The sequence below is a fragment of the Mucilaginibacter sp. GW821-FHT07G05 genome, from assembly GCF_059418565.1.
This window is the reverse complement of sequence record NZ_JBWKQC010000004.1, coordinates 330,617-349,830: the sequence shown is the minus strand read 5'-3', so window position 1 is coordinate 349,830 and position 19,214 is coordinate 330,617. Positions and strand designations below refer to the sequence as shown.

Below are 19,214 nucleotides of genomic sequence, written 5' to 3'. Positions count from 1 at the left end.
AGCTCAAAGCCCCGAACCTCGACCCAGAAACCTCGAACCCGGCCATCTTAAAACATACAACCCTATTGTAGTAGAGTTTTGAAACAAAAAACGGCGAAGTATTAAATACCTCACCGTTTTAATTATTTAAATGGATGGCCTTATATCACAGTGCCATTAGGTATAATAGCATTCTTTTTAACTACTACAATACCATCTTGCACAGTGTAGGTGCCAAAGTCGCCGTCGGGTAGTATGCCGGCGCAGTTAATGGTTACATTGTTGCCTATGTAGGCATTTTTATCGATGATGGAGTTTTTGATGCAGCATCCGTCGCCGATACCCATAATAGGTGAATCGGCAATGCGCGAAGCCTCGATTTGCTCCAGGGTTTGGTAGTTATCGCTACCCATAACATAGCAATTCTCAACTTCGGTATCGAAACCTATGCGGGTACGGATACCGATGATAGAGCGCTTGATATGCTTGGCGTTAATAATACAACCATCGGCCACAATGGCTTTCTCCATCAGCGTACCTGATATTTTCGACGGCGGCAACATGCGCGCGCGGGTAAATATGCTGTTCTTATCAAACAGGTTAAACTGCGGAATATCGTCGGTTAAGCCCAGGTTGGCATCAAAGAACGATGGGATGGTACCGATATCTGTCCAATAGCCTTCGTACTGGTAGCTTACTACTTTATGGTCGGTAATTGATTGCGGGATGATCTCTTTACCAAAATCGGGGTGATCAGTATTTTGCAGGATATCAAACAACAGCTTGCGGCTGAAGATGTAGATACCCATCGATGCCAGATAATAACGGCCTTGCGCGGCCATCTCATCGCTTACCTCTGATGCCCAGCTTTCAAAATCCTTCTTAGGTTTTTCGATAAAGGAAGTGATGAGGTTGTCCTCATTGGTTTTCAGGATACCGAAGCCCGGTACATCATTGGCATGTACGGGGATGGTAGCGATAGAAATATCAGCCTCTTTTTCAATGTGCTGATCTATCATCGCCTGAAAATCCATCTGGTACAGCTGATCGCCGGAGAGGATGAGCACATAATCAAACTCATGCACGGCCAAATGGTGCAGGCTCTGCCTCACCGCATCAGCAGTTCCCTGGAACCACGATACGCTGGACGGCGTTTGCTCGGCCGCTAAAATGTCAACAAAGGCCTCATCAAAGCTACTGAAGTGGTAGGTGTTTTTGATGTGTTTGTTGAGCGATGCCGAGTTAAACTGCGTAAGCACGTAGATACGGTTGATACCCGAGTGCAGGCAGTTTGAAATAGGGATGTCAACCAACCGGTATTTACCAGCAATAGGTACAGCCGGTTTTGAACGCGTAGCGGTTAGTGGTGATAATCGGCTGCCCTGGCCGCCGCCAAGTACAATGGAAATTACTCTTGATGTCATACAGAAGCTGTTAATTGGTCATACAGGTTTTTATATTCTTTAGCTGATCGGTCCCACGAAAAATCGAGTGACATCATTCTTTTACGCAATTGTAATAAGTGAGGTGTATTTTGGTACAGTTCGAGCGCACGGCCTATCGAATAGCAAATATCATCAACACTGGCATTATTAAAGCGAATGCCATAACCGCCTTCGTCGCCAAAATCTATCACGGTATCTTTTAAACCGCCGGTGCTGCGTACCATTGGCAATGTGCCGTATCGTAACGAGTACATTTGGTTAAGGCCGCAAGGCTCCACGCGCGATGGCATCAGCAGGAAATTGGCCCCGGCATATATTAAATGCGCCAATGCTTCATCGTAACCAATAAACACCGCGTAATTATCCGGGAATTTATCTTTAAGCGCGGCCAGTGCAAGTTCCATATCCTTATCGCCCGCGCCCAGCATTAAAAAGTTAACCTTGCCGGGGTGTTCGTACAGGCTGCGCTCAAAAGCGGCAGCCAGCAGATCGGCACCTTTTTCTCCTACCAGCCTACCAATAAAGGTGATCAGCGGCAACTCGGGCGACAGGCCGAAGCGTGTGCAAAGCGCTTCTTTGTTTTTCTTTTTACCGGCGGCAACACGTGTTGCGTTATACTTTCCGGCTATCATGGCGTCGGCAGCGGGGTTCCATACTTCGGTATCAATACCGTTGAGTATGCCCTGGCCTTTGTGCCCTTCTATATAAAACAGGTATTCGAGCCCGTTCGATTGTATGGTAAGCTCGTTCAAATAACTCGGCGATACCGTGGTGTAGCGTGCGCAGCATTTAACAGCTGCGGCTAAAGGGTTAAGTCCGCCCGCCCAATCAAGCAAGCCTGTTTTGGTTAGGTCGAGTTCGGGCAGGTAATTCAATTTTTCCCAGCTGAACGAACCATGGTATTGCCCGTTATGAATGGTGAATACGGTAGGGATATTGGCCAATCGTTTATACGAATTGGAGTTTTGCATTAAAAACGGCACCAAACCCGAGTGGTGATCATGGCAATGGATGATGTCGGGCGTTTGGCCGCTCCAGTTTATCCAATCGAGAAAGGCAATTTGGTAGGCGATGAACTGATCTGTTTCATCAGGGTAGCAGTACACCTCCTGCCTGTCGAGCAAGCCGGGTATACGTACCAAAAACAGTTCGAAACCCAGTACATTGGTTTTCTCTTTCAGTATCTCAAAATACAGGCGACGATCGCCCAATAAGGTAAGCCCCTGAAAAACAATATCAAATTCGTGTTGCTGTGTAAACTTACGATCGTAGTACGGTAAAACAACAGCAGCCTGTAAGCCGGCCAGTACCTGGTATTTAGGTAAGGCGCCTACAACATCGGCAAGGCCGCCAACCTTGGCGACAGGATAACACTCGGCACTTAAATGGAATATTCTCATTTCAGGTTATAATTCGGCATAAGTTAGTAACATTTAGCCTTAATTAACAACCACCCGAATAATAAAATGTGTTGATTTTTGTAAAATAATTTAGGGTGCGATTTGGTAACCGGGGTTTAAAATAAAGTAAATATTGGAATGGTAAAAGAAGGGCTGCATCGTAAATAAAAGCTCAAGATAACGAGCGTATAATTGCGAAATCTTTATCTACAAGGGTTGATGTAATAATGATAAGATTGTTCAAAAACAGGCGCTCAAAAACTCGCGTCATTGCGAGGAACGAAGCAATCACCGATTTGCAGAGCCGCTCTTTATAGCTTAGAGATTGCTTCGTGCCTCGCAATGACGATAGTTTGATAAGAAAGCCTTACGAAGTTTTGAAAACTTCGTAAGGCTGGAGAGGAAAGAGAGGAGAATCTCTTTCCTCTGAAAGTTATTTTATCAATGCGCTTCCAGCCAGTTATTGCCCGAGCCTATCTCTACCATAATAGGGACTTCGGTTTTAATGGCGGTTTTCATGTTGTGCATGATGATCGGTTTTACAATTTCAATTTCGTGGTGCGGTACATCAAACACTAACTCATCATGTACCTGCATGGTCATGCGGGCATCCAGCTTTTGCGCTTTCAGCTCGCGGTGAATGTTGATCATGGCTATCTTGATCATATCTGCCGCCGAACCTTGTATGGGGGCGTTAATGGCATTTCGTTCGGCAAAGCCACGTACGGTAGCATTGGCCGAATTAATATCGCGCAGGTAACGCCTGCGGCCCATCAGCGTGGTTACAAAGCCGTTTTCGCGGGCAAAGTTCATGGTATCGCTCATGTAGGTTTTTATACCCGGAAACTGCGCGAAGTATTGCTCGATAATATCGGCAGCCTCTTTACGCGGAATACCCAGGTTTTGTGATAAACCAAATGCCGACTGGCCATAAATAATACCGAAGTTAACCGCCTTAGCATTGCGCCTTTGCGTGCTTGTAACTTCTTCAACCGCTACGCCATAAACATTGGCCGCGGTAGCGGTGTGGATATCGATGTTCTTGATGAAAGCGTCCATCATATTGGCATCCTTGCTGATCTCGGCTATAATGCGCAGTTCTATCTGCGAATAATCGGCAGAGATAATGGTATGCCCGCTATCCCTCGGAATAAAGGCCTTACGCACCTCGCGGCCACGTTCGGTACGGATAGGGATATTTTGCAGGTTGGGGTTATTGGAGCTTAAGCGCCCGGTAGCCGCAATGGCCTGGTTGTACGATGTATGTACACGACCCGTTTTAGGATTCACCATTTGCGGCAACGCATCCACATAAGTTGATTTCAGCTTTTGCAGCTGGCGAAAATCCAGTATATCCCTTACAATATCGCTTTTGGCGGCAAGTGCAAGCAGTACATCCTCACCGGTTTGGTATTGGCCCGTTTTTGTTTTTTTAGCTTTAGGGTCCAGCAATAGTTTCTCAAACAGCACCTCGCCCAATTGCTTTGGCGACGCGATGTTGAACTTTACACCGGCTTTTTCAAATACGGTTTTTTCCAATTGGGCAATATCGGTTTCCAGTAGTTTGGAGAAATCGCGCAGGGTATCATGATCTATGCGTACACCTTCGTATTCCATATCAGCCAGTACATACACCAGCGGGTGCTCAATTTCGTTGATCAGCTTTTCGCTTTCTACCTGCTTTATCTGCGGTTCAAAAACACCGCGCAGTTGTAGTGTAACGTCGGCATCTTCGGCGGCGTAGTCTTTTATCTTTTCTATCTCCACATCGCGCATATTGCCCTGGTTTTTGCCTTTAGGACCAATAAGTGTGGTGATAGAAACAGGAGAATAGTTCAAATAATTTTCCGACAGGATATCCATATTATGGCGGGTATCCGGGTCGATCACGTAATGCGCCAGCATGGTATCAAACAGGTTGCCCTTTACTTCAATATCGTACCATTTCAGCATCAAAATATCGAACTTCAGGTTTTGACCCGTTTTGCCAATGTTTTCATCTTCCAAAACCTCTTTAAATTCGGCTGCTATGGCTTTTGCTTCCTGCTCAGTGGCTGGAACGGGTACATACCAAGCCTCGCCCGGTTTTACCGCGAATGATAAGCCTACCAATTCGCAAAAGTTGGCATCGGTACCGGTGGTTTCGGTATCAAAGCAAATATCCTTTTGTTGTTTAAGCATGGCTATCAGTTCGGCACGCTTTTCGGGTGTGTCGGCTAAATGGTAGGTATGCTCAACCGTATTAATGTTTTTTATGTTGACAGGAACTTCCGGCTCTGAAATTTCGGTAGTATTTACCGTTAGGCTGGTATAGCCGCCGTTAACAGGGTTGCCAAACAGGTCGGTTTGTACCGATGCCGCCTTCATTTCGGTGATGCTGAACTCATCGCCAAATACACGGCGACCAAGCGTACGGAATTCCAGTTCGGCAAATAATGGTTCCAGCAGGTCTTTACTCGGCGCGCAAATTTCCAGGCCTTCCTCATCCAGTTCCACCGGAACATCCAGTATAATAGTAGCCAGTTTTTTCGATAACAGACCCTGCTGCGCGAAGTTCTCTACGTTCTCTTTCAATTTACCCTTCAACTCGTGGCTGTTGGCTATAATATTTTCAACCGAGCCGTATTGTTTGATAAGTGTTTTGGCAGTTTTTTCGCCCACACCCGGTATGCCCGGTATGTTATCCACGGCATCGCCCCAAAGACCTAAAATATCTATCACCTGTTCAACACGTTCTACTTCCCATTTGGCCAATACCTCTTTAACACCCAGTATTTCCATTTCATTACCCATGCGGGCCGGTTTGTAAATACGGATATTGTCAGACACCAGTTGCGCGAAATCCTTATCGGGGGTCATGCAGTATACCTGGTAGCCTTTTAGTTCGGCTTTTTTGGCAAGGGTGCCTATAATATCATCGGCCTCGTAACCATCGCTGGTAATAACCGGGATGTTGAAACCCAGTATCACCTTAATTACATAAGGTAAAGCTTTCGAAAGATCCTCGGGCATAGCCTCGCGGTGTGCCTTGTATGCTTCAAAATCGGTATGGCGTTCGGTTGGCGCATCGGTATCAAATACCACGGCCATGTGGGTAGGCTTTTCTTTTTTAAGCACATCGAGCAGAGTGTTGGTAAAGCCCATCACAGCCGAAGTGTTTAATCCGCCCGAAGTAAAACGCGGGTTTTTGCTTAACGCGAAATGAGCCCGGTAAATAAGGGCCATGCCATCCAATAGAAAGAGTTTCTTCATAGTGTTTTTTATGGATTACACCGATTGGGGGATTGATTTCACCGCAGCAAAAAGATTTTATCGGTCTTTTAGCGCAATGAACCCCTCTAGCATAATATTTCAAAAGTACAATTTTTGGGTTGTAAGTTATGAGTCTTCAGGGAATGAGTTGCCGGGTTTCACGTAATGGGTTGCCAGGTTTCAGGTTCGGGGTTTCTGTGTGTGAAAAGTGTGATTCCTACGCATGAAAGAGAAATGACTTATAGATCCTTCGACAAACTCAGGATGACCCCTAATACGTTTCTTTATAAAACAAGTGAAGCCAATCAAGGTAATCCCCTTAATCCTATAAATCAAGGTTTACTTGAAATCACAACTCGCCAAATGATCATTCACCATGCCGGTGGCCTGCATGTAGGCATAGCAAATAGTGGTGCCGAAAAACTTGAAGCCCCGTTTTTTCATATCCTTACTGATGACATCACTTTCTGGCGTACTTGCAGGTACCGAACTTACCGGATGGTTAATGATCGGTTTGCCATCAGGCATAAAGCTGTACAGGTATTTATCGAACGAGCCAAATTCTTTTTGTATGCCGATGAACAGTTTGGCATTATTAATAGCGGCCATTATTTTTAAGCGGTTGCGGATAATGCCGGTATCCTGCATCAATCGTTCCACGTCATCATCGTTAAAAGCAGCCACCCTATGTACATCAAAATTAGAGAACGCTTTACGATAACCTTCGCGGCGGCGTAAAATGGTGATCCAGCTTAAACCGGCCTGGGCCGATTCCAGCACCAGGAACTCGAACAGCACCTTATCATCATGCGTTTCCTTGCCCCATTCCTCATCATGGTATTTAATGTAAAGCGGATCGGTGCCTGCCCAACGGCAGCGTGTAGGTTCTTTTTGGCTCGTGGTCATGGTGTTATCGTACTATGCGCCCTTTCCAGGCATACTTGCGGGCATTGCCCATTAAACCAATATATATCAAATATAAGGTGTGCAATGGCGAGAGCGGGATAAGCAAAGCAATAAGACTAACCCGTTTAAGAAACGAAAGCACAGGCAGCAGGAATGTCGCCTCAAATACCGTTTTCAAGGCAAACTGCACCAAAAACAGGTAAAAAAAATAAATATCATAAAAGCCCAGCAAGGCATTCACCAATAACGAGAGGTTGAACAACCACATCCCAACTGCTAAAGCCACCACTTTTTTATCTTTATACCGGGTTGATTTTGATGCCCAGCGGCGGCGTTGCTGCATAAAAGCAGCCAGATCAGGCTTGGCATGGGTGTATACAATGGCTTCGCGTTCTTTTAAAAAGCCAATATGGTCGGGGTAAATGGCGGCTACCTTTTGCAGCAGCAGCTCGTCGTCGCCCGAGGCAAGATCATCGATGCCCTTAAAGCCGCCAACCTCGTAAAAAAGATCTTTTCGGTAGGCGAAATTAGCGCCGTTGCAGGTTGATGCCCGGTTATTGCCGATAAACGAAGCCCCGATACCTATCAGGTAACTAAACTCCAATGTTTGCATCCGCTCAAAAACAGACCGCTCCTGGAAATAGGTTACCGGCGACGAGATCATGGACACACCACTGGTTTGGTAATAACTCACGATGGATGATAGCCATCGCTTACCCATGCGGCAATCGGCATCGGTAGCCACCATCAGTTCCCCCTGCGAGAGGCGGATGGCATCGGCAATGGCTTTCTTTTTATAGGAGTTGAGCACTTCGCCCTCGTTCATCTGGTGCAGGCGTACCCCTTGCGGCGCGTAACTGCGAATAATGTCGGCAGTGCGGTCGGTTGAGTGGTCGTCAACAATAATGATCTCTATTAAATGTTTGGGGTAATCCTGCGCTAAAATATCTTCAATAGTAAGGTGTATGCCTTCCTCTTCGTTACGGGCGGCAATCAGCACGGTTACTTTGGTGGTAAAATCAGTAGTAGTGGTTTTAGGGCGCCTTAAATTGCTCCAGCCCCGTATCAGGTAAAGTACAACAATTAAATATAAGGAAGTAAGCAGCAACGAGGCCGCGCTATGAATTGCGATCAAAGAATTTGAGTTTTAAAACGAATACCGAGCCTAAAATAGCGGGAATTATTAAATTAATGAACCATATTGACGAAACAGCGGCAATAACGGCAACGGGCTGCTGCGTTACATAGCTAAATAAAGTGGTGGCGGTGAGGCTGCGTACGCCAATATCTATCACATCGAGCGATGGTATGGCCGACTGGATGAAAAGGAACACAAAGATGACCAGCATCATGGTAGCCAATGAAATTTGAGGGATCAGCAAATGGATCACCAAATAATACTGGAACGAGAACACGAAGAAACGCGCCAGCGAAAAGAACATGATATTCAGCAGATCGGCCTTTTTATAGCGACCCATTATATCAAAAAAGCGGTGATACTTTTTAAGGAAACGGATGCTGTTCAGAAACCTTACCAGCCAGTTGATATTAAAGTAAAAAACGAGGAAGCCCGCTATTAAAAAGAACGCGCCAACACACAGCCCCGCAAAAAGCAAAGAATTTACCGGTACATATAAATAAAGGAAAAGAATGCCCGAGCTTGCACCCAGCACATTGGTAATCACATTTTGAGCGAACGCCCCCACGGCCATAGCGAAAACACCATGAATACGTTTGCGCGGAGGTAAAAACATAATGCGGCCACCGTATTCGCCGAGACGGTTGGGCGTAATAATGGCCCAGGTTAAACCATGGAAAACCCCTTCTATTGCCTGCCATATAGTAAGGTTGGCCAGTTCGAGAGTAAGGTAGCGCCATTTAAAAGATTCGAGCACCCAGTTAACCAGCATCAGCAGCACCACAAAGCCAAGAGTAATGATCACCTGGTTTTGGCCTACCGTTTTAAGGTGGTTGGTAAAATCGCTAAGGGCATCGTGCTTTTTAACAAACTGGTGGTAAATAAAATAGAAGGTTAAAACCAGTATAGCGGCTTTAATTAACCATGATAATATCTTTTTCGCGTAGATGGTCAAGAGCTGAATTTTGGCAATATTACTAAAAAAGAAAGGGCAAGTTATAAAACATGCGGTAACAAGCGTGTATTATAGTTAATTACAAAATGCTTTGAATAGACTGAACAAAGGCACTATAGCTGAATAAAACCGGAACGCAGGGTAAAGTATTTTCATGAATGGTAAATAAAACAAGAGGTATACAGCCGCTAACGATTTTTTGTTTTGATTTATTTACCGCGTTTTTAAATATTACTTTTACTATATAAACCTATAAACCCAATGAAAAAGTTCAGCTACCTTATTATGCTATTGCTATTGGTGTGTGCCGGTGCCAGCGCGCAGGAGGCAGATACCCTCGCTTTGCCCAATACCAAACTCATCCGCAATATCCCCTATGTAGCGAACGGACATCCGCAGCAAAATTTCGACCTGTATATCCCTAACAATGCCAAAAAGCCAATGCCCGTTATTTTGTGGATCCATGGCGGGGCCTGGGAAGGTGGCTTTAAAAAATGGATAGATGTAGCTTACCTGGTGGGGCAGGGTTACGCCATTGCCAGTATCGATTACCGCTTTTCGCAGCATGCCATATTCCCGGCTCAGGCTATTGACTGCAACGAGGCCATCTATTATATATGGAAGAACGCGGCCAAATATAACCTCGATGTAAACCGCTTCGTAATCGGCGGCGGATCGGCGGGCGGGCACCTGGCATCATTAATTGGGTTGAGCTATAATAATACGGTAAAGGGGTTTTATAACGATATTAATAAGAGCAGTAAGATCCGCATTAGGGGCGTGCTCGATTTTTACGGTCCGGCAGATTTTAACGTGGTGCACGGCACCGCCACCCTGTCTTTTGATTACGATGACGAAAAGTCGGCAGTAACCCGCCTGTTAGGCGCCATGACGCTGGACAGGCCCGATATTGCGGCCTACGCCAGTCCGGTTACTTATATTGATAAGGATGACCCTCCGTTCATTATCTTCCATGGCGATAAAGACCAGCTGGTGCCGTTTTGGGAAAGCCGCCAGTTTTACGCCCGCCTTAAACTGGCCGGTGTAAAAGCCGAACTGGTAAAGCTCCCCGGCGTAGGCCATGCCGGCGGAGAGTTCTCTGCACCCGCCATGCAAAAAAAGGTGATCGACTTTTTGAATGAGGTGTTGAAGTAGGGAGGAGAATCAAACATTAAATTTGAATGTCACATGCTGAGGGAAGCTTGATAGGGAGACTTACGAAGCTTTGAAAACTTCGTAAGTCTGAAAGTCCCATTATTGTCTGTCGAAATCCCCCTTTAAAACCCATCCTCCAATATTATTTTCAAAAAAACTTCACTCCTCAATTTCCTGCTGACATAGGGCTGTCACCGGCGCTTGGTTACTTTGAATCATAAACAATAACAAAAACCAAACGTCATGAAAATTATCCCGATCCTGTTAAAAGAAATGAGTGAAGAAGCGGTAACTACCCGCAAAATGTTGGCACAAATTCCGGCTGATAAATATGATTGGAAACCGCATCCAAAAAGCATGAGCATTCGTGCCCTGGCTTCGCACATTGTTGATCTGCCTAACTGGGTAGGCCTGGCACTTAATACTGCCGAACTTGATTTTGCCGCAGGCGACTTTAAAGAAGAACAGATAGACAATAACGCGCTCCTGCTCGAAAAATTGGAGCAATCATTAGCCGGCGCTAAGAACAGCCTGGAAAAAGCCACCGAAGATGACCTGCTACCCGACTGGACATTGCGTAACGGTGAGCAGATCTACCTGGTGTGTACCAAGTTAGAAATGATCCGTACCGCCTTTTGCCAGATAGTGCACCACCGCGCACAATTGGGGGTATTCCTTCGCCTGCTTGATATCCCTATCCCGGGGAGCTATGGTCCGAGTGCCGATGAAATGGCATTGTATGATTTGCCGCAGGAAAATGTTGCTTAATACAATCACCAACGCCGAACCACCGGTATTAAATAACCAAAGAAGGTGTTAAAAAACAAAAAAGCCGTCATTGCGAGGAGGAACGACGCGTTAAAAAAGCTGTCATTCTGAACATAGTGAAGAATCTTCTTCGCTATGTTTATCTGCGATAGATGCTTCGTTCCTCAGCATGACAGTGGAGAGTGGTTGTGAGTCATTTTACCTTCAAAGTCCAAAAAGAAGTAAATTCTCGCAAAGACGCGTTTTTTATTAGTTATAATGGCTGATCACTCTTAACGAGGGGCGATAGATAAATCATCTATCGCCCCTTGTTATTTATACACCTTACTTATTCCACACTGCCGCGCAAATACTTGCTATTTAATTAGGTAATTATTTTTTAGCTTAGCCTTTATCATATGGCTAAAAAATTTTACGTTCTGCTGGTTTGCCTTGGCTGTGTTGTTTCGGCCTTTGCACAAAGCATACAATCCCCTTCCGCGTTTTTAGGATACAAACTTGGTTCGCAGTTTACCTATCATGCCCGCATTGCCGAATACTTTAATTATGTGGCCAAAACGGCTAAAAATGTAAAGCTGGTACCTTATGGCACCACCAATGAAAGCAGGCCGCTGATGGCCATGTTCATCGCATCCGACGAGAACATTGGCCGGCTGGAAGAAATTCGCAACAATAACCTGCACCTTGCCGGTATCGGCGGCAGCGGTACAGTTAGCGCAAATACACCTATAATAGTATGGCTAAGCTATAACGTGCACGGCAACGAGCCAAGCTCAAGCGAAGCGGCTATGCAAACGCTGTACGATATGGTTGACCGCAGCAATACCCGTACACAGGCCTGGTTAAAAAACACTGTGGTGGTTATCGACCCTTGTTTAAATCCTGACGGCCGCGACCGCTACGTAAACTTCTACAATGCGGTTAAGGGCGAAACCCCGAATGCCGAGCCCGCGGCTCGCGAACACAGCGAACCATGGCCTGGCGGCAGGACCAACCATTACTTTTTCGATCTTAACCGCGACTGGGCCTGGCAACTGCAAAAAGAAACCCAGGGGCGTGTCGCCTTGTTCAATAAATGGCTACCCGAGGTACACGTCGATTTTCATGAGCAAGGCTATAACTCACCCTATTATTTCGCCCCGGCGGCAGAGCCTTTTCATAAAGACATTACGCCGTGGCAGCGCGAGTTTCAAACCCTAATCGGTAAAAACAATGCCAAGTACTTTGACCAAAACGGCTGGACATATTTTACTAAAGAGATCTTCGATCTGCTATACCCATCGTATGGTGATACTTATCCGTTATATAATGGATCTATCGGCATGACGTATGAGCAGGGGGGAATAGGAGCTGGTCTGGCGGTACAAACCCGCGTTGGAGATACGCTTACCCTTGCAGATCGCATCGCGCATCACCATTCCAATGGTTTAAGTACCGTGGAAGCCGCTTCGGCAAATGCGCAAAAAGGACTTGCCGAGTTTAAAAAGTATTATGATAACAGCCGCACCAATCCGCCGGGCGAATACAAAACCTTTGTTATTAAAAACGACAACAATGATAAGATAACCGCCCTTGCCCAATTGCTAAGCAGAAACGGCATTGAATATGGCTATGGTGTTGGTAAGCCGGTTAGCGGCTATAGCTACACATCGGGTAAAACCGAGCAATATAAACCCGGCGATGGCGATCTGGTAATCAACGCGTATCAGCCAAAATCGGTATTGTTAAATGTACTGCTGGAGCCTAAAACCTTCATTGCTGATTCTAACACGTACGATATCACGGGCTGGTCGTTGCCTTACGCGTATGGCCTAAAAGCTTATGCTTTAAAAGAAAGTGTAAAACCGGTAAGTGCTGCCTATAAACCGGCACCTGTAGTTAACGCCACCAATGCGGAGCATGCTTATGCGTACGTTTCGCAATGGCAATCGGTAAACGATGTTAAGTTTTTGGCAGAGCTGCTAAAAAACAAGATAAAAGTACGTTACTCTGAAAAACCGTTTGAGGCGGGCGGCAAAAAGTTTACGGCAGGTTCGCTCATTATTACCCGTGCCGGGAATGACCGTGCCGACTTTGACAAAGTGATCCACACTATTGCCGATAAAAACCAACGCTCATTGGTCGCGCTAAATTCGGGCTTTGTAGATAAAGGGGCCGATATCGGGTCAGATTATATCCGCTACATCCGGGCGCCTAAAATTGTATTGGTAAGCGGAAGCGATGTATCATCAGAAGCGATGGGTGAAATATGGCACTTTTTTGAGCAGCAAATAGGCTATCCCGTAACATTAGTGAACTATGATAACCTTAACCGTGTGCGCTGGGCCGATGTGGATGTAGCCATTTTTCCCGATGGTGATTATGATGACTTCCCAACGGAAAGGTTGCAAAGCTGGGTGCAGGGCGGCGGCAAGCTGATCGCTTTACAGAACGCGGTATCGCAACTGGCCGATAAAAAAACATTCGCCATTAAAAAGAAGGAAGAAAAGAAAGACGATAAAGGCAGCGCCCGCATTTATGCAGATCGAGATCGCGAAGCCATAAAAACAAATGTACCGGGTGCCATATACAAAATGGCACTGGACAATACCCACCCGCTGGGCTTCGGCTTACCAAGCGATTATTACACCATCAAACTAAACGATGAGGTGTACGATTACCTTGGCGATAATGAGGGCTGGAATGTAGGCACTATTAAAAAGAACGCCTACGTATCGGGCTTTGTAGGCCAAAAAAGTAAAGCCAAACTGGTCGACGGTATGCTGATCGGCACGCAATCATCAGGTCGCGGCACTATCGTTTACTTAGCCGACGATCCCCTGTTCCGCAGTTTTTGGGAAAACGGAAAACTGTTGTTCGGTAACGCGGTGTTTATGGTGCAGTAGGGTTGTAATTTGTAGGTACAACGTAACCGATTTAAATAGTTCACACTGCTATCGCACGCAGTAATACTCATTTTTTGAAAATTAAAAAACTATCGGATGGGTTAATCTGTAGATATAATAACTAAACTACTAAAAACCAACCACCATGAAAAAGACACTTTGTATGTTAGCTCTCGGGGCTTTCTCTTTCGGCAGCATTTACGCGGCGGGCGTACCAACAACAACTATGCAACAGGATACCACCAAGAAAGTGAAGAAAGACAAGAAAAAGATGAAAAAGCATCACATGAAAGATAGTACCGACATGAAAATGAAGGATACTACTTCAAAAATGTAATGCCGCCAAACAACAGAAAAGCCCGGACAAATGTCCGGGCTTTTCTGTTTTAAAGAGTCTTTATAATCGCTTATTGGCCAAACAAACCGCCCATACCGCCAAGCATTTCTTTGGTCATGGCCGCCATTTCGCTTTGGCTTACGTTTTCGGCTTGCTCAAGGGCCTTGTTAACGGCTAATTGCAGCAACTCTTCCAGTTCTTCTTTATCGGCTTCCTTGTAAAAGCCATCCGCAATGGTGATAGATTGTATCACCTTATTACCGTTAGCGGTAACGGTGATCTTGCCGCCTTCGGCTGTGCCGGTTACGGTGATGCCGTCTAATCTTTTCTTTACTTCGCCGGCCTTTTGCTGGGCTTCAAATAATTTATCAAACATGGTGCTTGTGTTTTTAATTAATCCTCTGTGTTATCGCCGTTACCGTTGTAAGCGCTTTTACGCACTATCGGCATGCCCGCCGCTTTAAACAGGTCGTCCAGTTTAAGCAAGCTGCCATTGGCTAAGTTTGATAACAACACAATGGTTACATCGTTTTTAAGATCGCGCAAATATATGTGCCTGAAACCATGCCACCAACCGGTATGGTATACTACCTTTTGCCCCGGGGCATCAAATGTACGCCAGCCGTAGCCATAGCTAAAGTGGCCGTGCAGCATCGGGTTGCGGGGTACGTAGGCCGAGTCGAGCGTTTTTTGTTGCAACAGTTTGCCCGCGCGTAAAGCCCGATCAAACAGGAACAGATCGGCAACAGTGCTGTAAATACCTTTATCGCCAACAGGGCCATCTAAAAAGTTTTGCGCTACCGAGTAACGCCACTGGCCCCTATCATGCCCAACCACATCCACCGGAATTTTTTCGTAAACCGCCTTAGAATACACTGCCGTGTGAGACATGCCTGCCGGTTTAAAAACGTTCTCTTTCATAAACTCGGCATAAGGCTTACCGCTTACCTTTTCAATAATAGCGCCCAATACCATATAGTTGGAATTGTTATACAAAAAGCGGGCGTTAGGTTTATTGAAAGGATTGGGCTTGTATTCTGCTATCAGATCCATTGCCTGGGCATTGGTAAGGCCCTTACGCTGATCGAGGTGTTGCTTGCGGTACAAATCATCAACAAAATAAACATAGTTCATCATACCCGAGCGGTGCGTAAGCAGCAAGCGAATAGTAACACCGGTATAAGGAAAGTTCGGAAAAAACTCCTTTACATCCTGATCAAGCTTTAGTTTGCCTTCTTCCAGCAACATTAAAATGGCGGTACCCGTCATGGTTTTAGTTACCGAGGCCAGCTCAAACTTCGAGCTTAACTCCAGGCTATCGCGGATGAGATAATTAGCCCACCCGAAAGATTTTTCGTAAACTATCTTTCCTTTTTTAGCTACCAGTACGTTGCCGTTAAACCCACGGTGCTTATGCAGGTCGTTCATAACGGCATCAATATTTTTATCCTCGTTTTTAGGGTCGTATTTTAAAAGCGCGGTGGTATCAAAGGCTATTTCGGCCTTTTTTTGCTGGTCGGTTTTGTTTTTGTTTGATGAACAGGATGCTAATAAAAGCAAAGCGGCGGTAAATGCGGAAACGTTTTTAAACACTAATCTCATATAAAATATATCCCTCGATAAAACGAGGGCGAAAAATAGAAATTATACATCAGGTAAATAACATTTGTTTTTAAATATTATTAACATTGAGTTGATGTTGAATATTGCTGATAATCACCACAAAAATAACAGCACACTATTTCACAAATATTTTCTCAAATACACGTTGCACCATTGTTTATTTAAAAACCTGTATTTACATTTAAGGCATGAGAAACCTGTATCGCATTATTCAAGCTACAATCCTTATCGTGCTTTTCGGCACTACATTCGCAACAGCGCAAACCACCACCAAAACAGCTAAAGAACTGGTGCAAGAAGGCATAAAACTGCACGATGAACAGAAATACGACGAAGCGATAGCCAAATACAAAGAAGCCCTAAAAGTAGAGCCCGGCAACTTGCAGGCAGATTATGAACTGGCCTATACACTATACTCATCTGATAAAATGGCCGAGGCTATCCCTTATCTGGAAACAATTATTAAATCGCCCGGTGCATCCAAATATGAATCGTACGAGATGCTGGGTAATATTTACGATATACAGGGCAAACAGGATGAAGCCATTAAGGCCTATAACCTGGGCATAGCCGAAAAACCCGATTACGCGCGCCTGCGTTATAACCTGGGTATTGTATACATGGGCTTAAAAAAATATACCGAAGCCGAAGATTGCGCCATTAAGGGCATCACACTGGATGCTAAACACCCCGGCTGCCAATGGTTATATGCCACAATTAATGCCGAACAAAATAAAAAAATGAAAGCCATATTGGGCTTTAGCAGCTACCTGCTGCTTGAACCCTCGGGCAATCGTGCAGAGAAAGCATTTGTACGTTTACAAGACCTGCTGACCTTCGGCGTTACCAAAAAGGACGAAAAAAACATCAATATCAGCTTACCTGCATCAACCTTAGATGCCAAAGATGAAAGCTCTCTCTCCAACATGTCGTTGCAACTTTCGGCAGCGAATGTTATTGGTAAAAACCTGGCGCCGGTTGAGCAGTTACAGGAACTTTTAAAATCGGCCTTTGAGCTTGCGAGCGAAAAGCAAGCCGACCCGAGGGATAAGGGATTCTTTAAAAACGGCTATATCAACTATTTCGCGGCCCTGGCCAAAACCACCAATATGCCTGCGTTTACACGCTACGTTAGTTTTTCGGCCTATAAAGATGAAAACCTGAAATGGTTTGATGACCATAAGGATGCCTTGCCTGCTTTTCAAACCTGGTTTAATACCAATCCGCGTCAGTTTTAAGCGCTGAGGCTTTCGGCCTGATAAATTGTTATAAAAAGTTTACCTGCACAAGGGTTACTCGCATAGGATAAAACCCTAACTTTGGGGCTGCAAAAACACATCCTTATGAGTTTCAGAATTGAACATGATACCATGGGCGAGGTACAGGTACCTGCCGACAAATACTGGGGAGCACAAACAGAGCGCTCACGCAACAACTTTAAAATTGGGCCCGAATCATCAATGCCGAAGGAAATAATTGATGCCTTTGCATACTTAAAAAAGGCTGCCGCCTATACCAATACCGATCTGGGCGTGTTAACCGCCGAAAAGCGTGACCTGATAGCACAGGTTTGCGACGAAATATTAACCGGCGCGCTGGTAAGTGAGTTTCCGCTGGTAATATGGCAAACAGGTTCGGGCACACAATCAAACATGAACGTGAACGAGGTGGTTGCCAACCGCTCGCACGTGTTACAGGGTAACAAACTGGGCGAAGGCAAAACCTTTATACACCCGAATGATGACGTGAACAAATCACAATCATCAAACGATACCTACCCTACCGCTATGCACATCGCGGCATACAAAATATTGATCGACGTAACTATTCCGGGGATTGAAAAACTACGCGATACACTGCAAGCTAAAGCCGAGGCATTTAAAAGCGTGGTTAAAATTGGCCGTACTCACCTGATGGATGCCACACCGCTTACATTAGGTCAGGAATTTTCGGGTTATGTATCGCAGTTAAATCACGGCTTAAAGGCCCTTCGCAACACATTCGATCACCTGAGCGAACTGGCTTTGGGTGGTACCGCTGTTGGTACTGGCATCAACACCCCTAAAGGTTATGATGTTAAGGTAGCCGAATACATAGCGCAGTTTACCGGCTTGCCGTTTATTACTGCCGAAAATAAATTTGAGGCCCTTGCCGCGCACGATGCAATTGTAGAAAGCCACGGCGCGCTTAAGCAAATCGCGGTATCATTAATGAAGATAGCTAACGATATCCGTATGCTGGCTTCCGGTCCGCGTTCGGGTATTGGAGAGATCCACATTCCTGATAATGAGCCGGGTTCATCAATTATGCCGGGCAAGGTAAACCCTACCCAAAACGAGGCTGTTACCATGGTGGCCGCACAGGTAATGGGTAACGATGTGGCTATTTCCATCGGTGGTTCAAACGGGCACTACGAGCTGAACGTGTTTAAGCCGGTAATGGCGGCTAACTTCCTGCAATCGGCACGCTTAATTGGTGATGCCTGCGTATCGTTTAACGATCATTGCGCAGTTGGTATTGAGCCAAACTACGAGGGGATTAAAAAGCACCTCGAAAACTCGCTGATGCTGGTTACCGCGCTTAACCCGCACATCGGTTATGAAAACGCGGCTAAAATAGCTAAGAAAGCGTTGAAAGAAAACCTGTCGCTGCGCGAAGCGGCGCTTGCCCTTGAATTGCTGACCAACGAGCAGTTCGACCAATGGGTACGCCCGGAAGATATGATCGGCAGCCTGAAATAAGAAAACACCTTCGCCCCTTTCCGGTATACGGAAAGGGGCTTTTTACTTTATATGTTTAAACCCCGCAATACTTTTCGTTTTCTGTTAACCGGCTTTCCGCTTTTGTTTTTGGCATTAGGGTTAGTACTGAGCGGCTGTCATATAAATCCTGCTGTACAGGGAAGCGGCGAAGCCTATTTGCAGGGCCAATGGCAGCAGGACAGCTTAGCCGGACGGGAAAAACTACTCACCTACGCTTCGGCAGATTTTACCTTTACCTGCGACTCCTTTTACGTACGCATAAATACCACCACCAAAGTAAAATACGTTGCCGACAGCTGCATGGGCAAAGGCCAATGGACCGAATACGCTAAAGGTCATTATGAGCAAAAGAATGATACCCTGCACCTCAAAGGCCTGTTTTGCAATGCCGATTACAGCATCAAATCGCCGGGCACTTGCTTACGTGTAGGTGTGTATGAGGATTTTTTGAGGGTAACCACAAAGACAGATTCTGTTATACAACTATCCGGCTCGGCCGATATGATCCCGGTTGACCTTCACCTGGTTAAACGCATCACCTGCAATCCTAAACCGCTGTAGTTAAAGGCTTCGTAACAAAATATTAACAATTAATTGCGTAACCTAAGC

The 19,214-nt window shown here is 45.6% G+C and carries 15 protein-coding genes; 7 read left to right on the top strand and 8 right to left on the bottom strand.

Features of this window, described 5'->3' with window-relative positions:
- Positions 1–140: 140 nt before the first annotated feature.
- From AC07NA_RS12905 to AC07NA_RS12880, 6 genes are all read right to left on the bottom strand, one after another.
- Complete coding sequence (locus AC07NA_RS12905; RefSeq protein ID WP_345211473.1) at positions 141–1,403, bottom strand: glucose-1-phosphate adenylyltransferase; 1,263 nt, start codon at positions 1,401–1,403, stop codon at positions 141–143.
- Positions 1,400–2,824 (bottom strand): glycogen synthase, encoded by a 1,425-nt coding sequence (locus AC07NA_RS12900; protein WP_494897961.1) that lies wholly within the window; start codon positions 2,822–2,824, stop codon positions 1,400–1,402. The genes AC07NA_RS12905 and AC07NA_RS12900 overlap by 4 nt, the downstream gene beginning before the upstream one ends.
- Before the next feature lie 441 nt (positions 2,825–3,265).
- Positions 3,266–6,076: a DNA polymerase I gene (gene polA / locus AC07NA_RS12895; protein ID WP_494897959.1), complete on the bottom strand. Its 2,811-nt coding sequence runs from the start codon at positions 6,074–6,076 to the stop codon at positions 3,266–3,268.
- A 339-nt stretch (positions 6,077–6,415) separates the two neighbouring features.
- Complete coding sequence (locus AC07NA_RS12890) at positions 6,416–6,982, bottom strand: DNA-3-methyladenine glycosylase I (RefSeq protein WP_494897957.1); 567 nt, start codon at positions 6,980–6,982, stop codon at positions 6,416–6,418.
- Between the two features lie 4 nt (positions 6,983–6,986).
- Positions 6,987–8,117, bottom strand: coding sequence for a glycosyltransferase (locus AC07NA_RS12885; protein ID WP_494897956.1), 1,131 nt, complete (start codon positions 8,115–8,117; stop codon positions 6,987–6,989).
- A complete protein-coding gene (locus tag AC07NA_RS12880) occupies positions 8,101–9,075 on the bottom strand; it encodes a hypothetical protein (protein WP_494897955.1) in 975 nt (324 codons plus the stop codon). Before AC07NA_RS12880 ends, AC07NA_RS12885 begins: the two co-directional genes overlap by 17 nt.
- A 261-nt stretch (positions 9,076–9,336) precedes the next feature.
- On the opposite strand from AC07NA_RS12880, the gene AC07NA_RS12875 reads away from it, so the two are divergent.
- The 4 genes from AC07NA_RS12875 (at position 9,337) to AC07NA_RS12860 (ending at position 14,220) form a co-directional block, all read left to right on the top strand.
- The gene (locus tag AC07NA_RS12875) at positions 9,337–10,230 is read left to right on the top strand and encodes an alpha/beta hydrolase fold domain-containing protein (RefSeq protein WP_494897954.1); all 894 of its coding nucleotides are present in this window, start codon (positions 9,337–9,339) and stop codon (positions 10,228–10,230) included.
- 243 nt (positions 10,231–10,473) lie between these two features.
- Positions 10,474–10,998, top strand: coding sequence for a DinB family protein (locus AC07NA_RS12870; RefSeq protein ID WP_494897953.1), 525 nt, complete (start codon positions 10,474–10,476; stop codon positions 10,996–10,998).
- Positions 10,999–11,396: 398 nt separating this feature from the next.
- A complete protein-coding gene (locus AC07NA_RS12865) occupies positions 11,397–13,883 on the top strand; it encodes a M14 family metallopeptidase (RefSeq protein WP_494897952.1) in 2,487 nt (828 codons plus the stop codon).
- 145 nt (positions 13,884–14,028) lie between these two features.
- Positions 14,029–14,220 carry a hypothetical protein gene (locus AC07NA_RS12860; protein ID WP_345211474.1) on the top strand — a complete coding sequence of 64 codons (192 nt, stop codon included), beginning with the start codon at positions 14,029–14,031 and terminating at the stop codon, positions 14,218–14,220.
- Between the two features lie 70 nt (positions 14,221–14,290).
- Here the strand turns inward: AC07NA_RS12860 and AC07NA_RS12855 are convergent, their stop codons facing one another.
- Both AC07NA_RS12855 and AC07NA_RS12850 read right to left on the bottom strand, forming a co-directional pair.
- A complete protein-coding gene (locus tag AC07NA_RS12855) occupies positions 14,291–14,596 on the bottom strand; it encodes a YbaB/EbfC family nucleoid-associated protein (RefSeq protein WP_494897951.1) in 306 nt (101 codons plus the stop codon).
- A 17-nt stretch (positions 14,597–14,613) separates the two neighbouring features.
- Complete coding sequence (locus AC07NA_RS12850; RefSeq protein WP_494897950.1) at positions 14,614–15,822, bottom strand: serine hydrolase domain-containing protein; 1,209 nt, start codon at positions 15,820–15,822, stop codon at positions 14,614–14,616.
- 209 nt (positions 15,823–16,031) lie between these two features.
- Here AC07NA_RS12850 and AC07NA_RS12845 point away from each other — a divergent pair, with 209 nt between their 5' ends.
- The 3 genes from AC07NA_RS12845 (at position 16,032) to AC07NA_RS12835 (ending at position 19,166) form a co-directional block, all read left to right on the top strand.
- A complete protein-coding gene (locus tag AC07NA_RS12845; protein ID WP_494897948.1) occupies positions 16,032–17,081 on the top strand; it encodes a tetratricopeptide repeat protein in 1,050 nt (349 codons plus the stop codon).
- A 105-nt stretch (positions 17,082–17,186) separates the two neighbouring features.
- The gene (gene fumC / locus AC07NA_RS12840; protein WP_494897947.1) at positions 17,187–18,584 is read left to right on the top strand and encodes a class II fumarate hydratase; all 1,398 of its coding nucleotides are present in this window, start codon (positions 17,187–17,189) and stop codon (positions 18,582–18,584) included.
- A 51-nt stretch (positions 18,585–18,635) separates the two neighbouring features.
- Positions 18,636–19,166: a fumarate hydratase gene (locus tag AC07NA_RS12835; RefSeq protein WP_494897946.1), complete on the top strand. Its 531-nt coding sequence runs from the start codon at positions 18,636–18,638 to the stop codon at positions 19,164–19,166.
- Positions 19,167–19,214 lie beyond the last annotated feature (48 nt).

Excerpts from the sequence above, each read along its gene's own strand:
- AC07NA_RS12865 (WP_494897952.1), top strand. The coding sequence starts at position 11,397 with ATGGCTAAAAAATTTTACGTTCTGCTGGTTTGCCTTGGCTGTGTTGTT.
- AC07NA_RS12870 (WP_494897953.1), top strand. The coding sequence starts at position 10,474 with ATGAAAATTATCCCGATCCTGTTAAAAGAAATGAGTGAAGAAGCGGTA.
- polA (WP_494897959.1), bottom strand. The coding sequence starts at position 6,076 with ATGAAGAAACTCTTTCTATTGGATGGCATGGCCCTTATTTACCGGGCT.
- AC07NA_RS12875 (WP_494897954.1), top strand. The coding sequence starts at position 9,337 with ATGAAAAAGTTCAGCTACCTTATTATGCTATTGCTATTGGTGTGTGCC.
- AC07NA_RS12890 (WP_494897957.1), bottom strand. The coding sequence starts at position 6,982 with ATGACCACGAGCCAAAAAGAACCTACACGCTGCCGTTGGGCAGGCACC.
- AC07NA_RS12905 (WP_345211473.1), bottom strand. The coding sequence starts at position 1,403 with ATGACATCAAGAGTAATTTCCATTGTACTTGGCGGCGGCCAGGGCAGC.
- AC07NA_RS12845 (WP_494897948.1), top strand. The coding sequence starts at position 16,032 with ATGAGAAACCTGTATCGCATTATTCAAGCTACAATCCTTATCGTGCTT.
- AC07NA_RS12850 (WP_494897950.1), bottom strand. The coding sequence starts at position 15,822 with ATGAGATTAGTGTTTAAAAACGTTTCCGCATTTACCGCCGCTTTGCTT.
- AC07NA_RS12900 (WP_494897961.1), bottom strand. The coding sequence starts at position 2,824 with ATGAGAATATTCCATTTAAGTGCCGAGTGTTATCCTGTCGCCAAGGTT.
- AC07NA_RS12860 (WP_345211474.1), top strand. The coding sequence starts at position 14,029 with ATGAAAAAGACACTTTGTATGTTAGCTCTCGGGGCTTTCTCTTTCGGC.
- fumC (WP_494897947.1), top strand. The coding sequence starts at position 17,187 with ATGAGTTTCAGAATTGAACATGATACCATGGGCGAGGTACAGGTACCT.
- AC07NA_RS12855 (WP_494897951.1), bottom strand. The coding sequence starts at position 14,596 with ATGTTTGATAAATTATTTGAAGCCCAGCAAAAGGCCGGCGAAGTAAAG.
- AC07NA_RS12835 (WP_494897946.1), top strand. The coding sequence starts at position 18,636 with ATGTTTAAACCCCGCAATACTTTTCGTTTTCTGTTAACCGGCTTTCCG.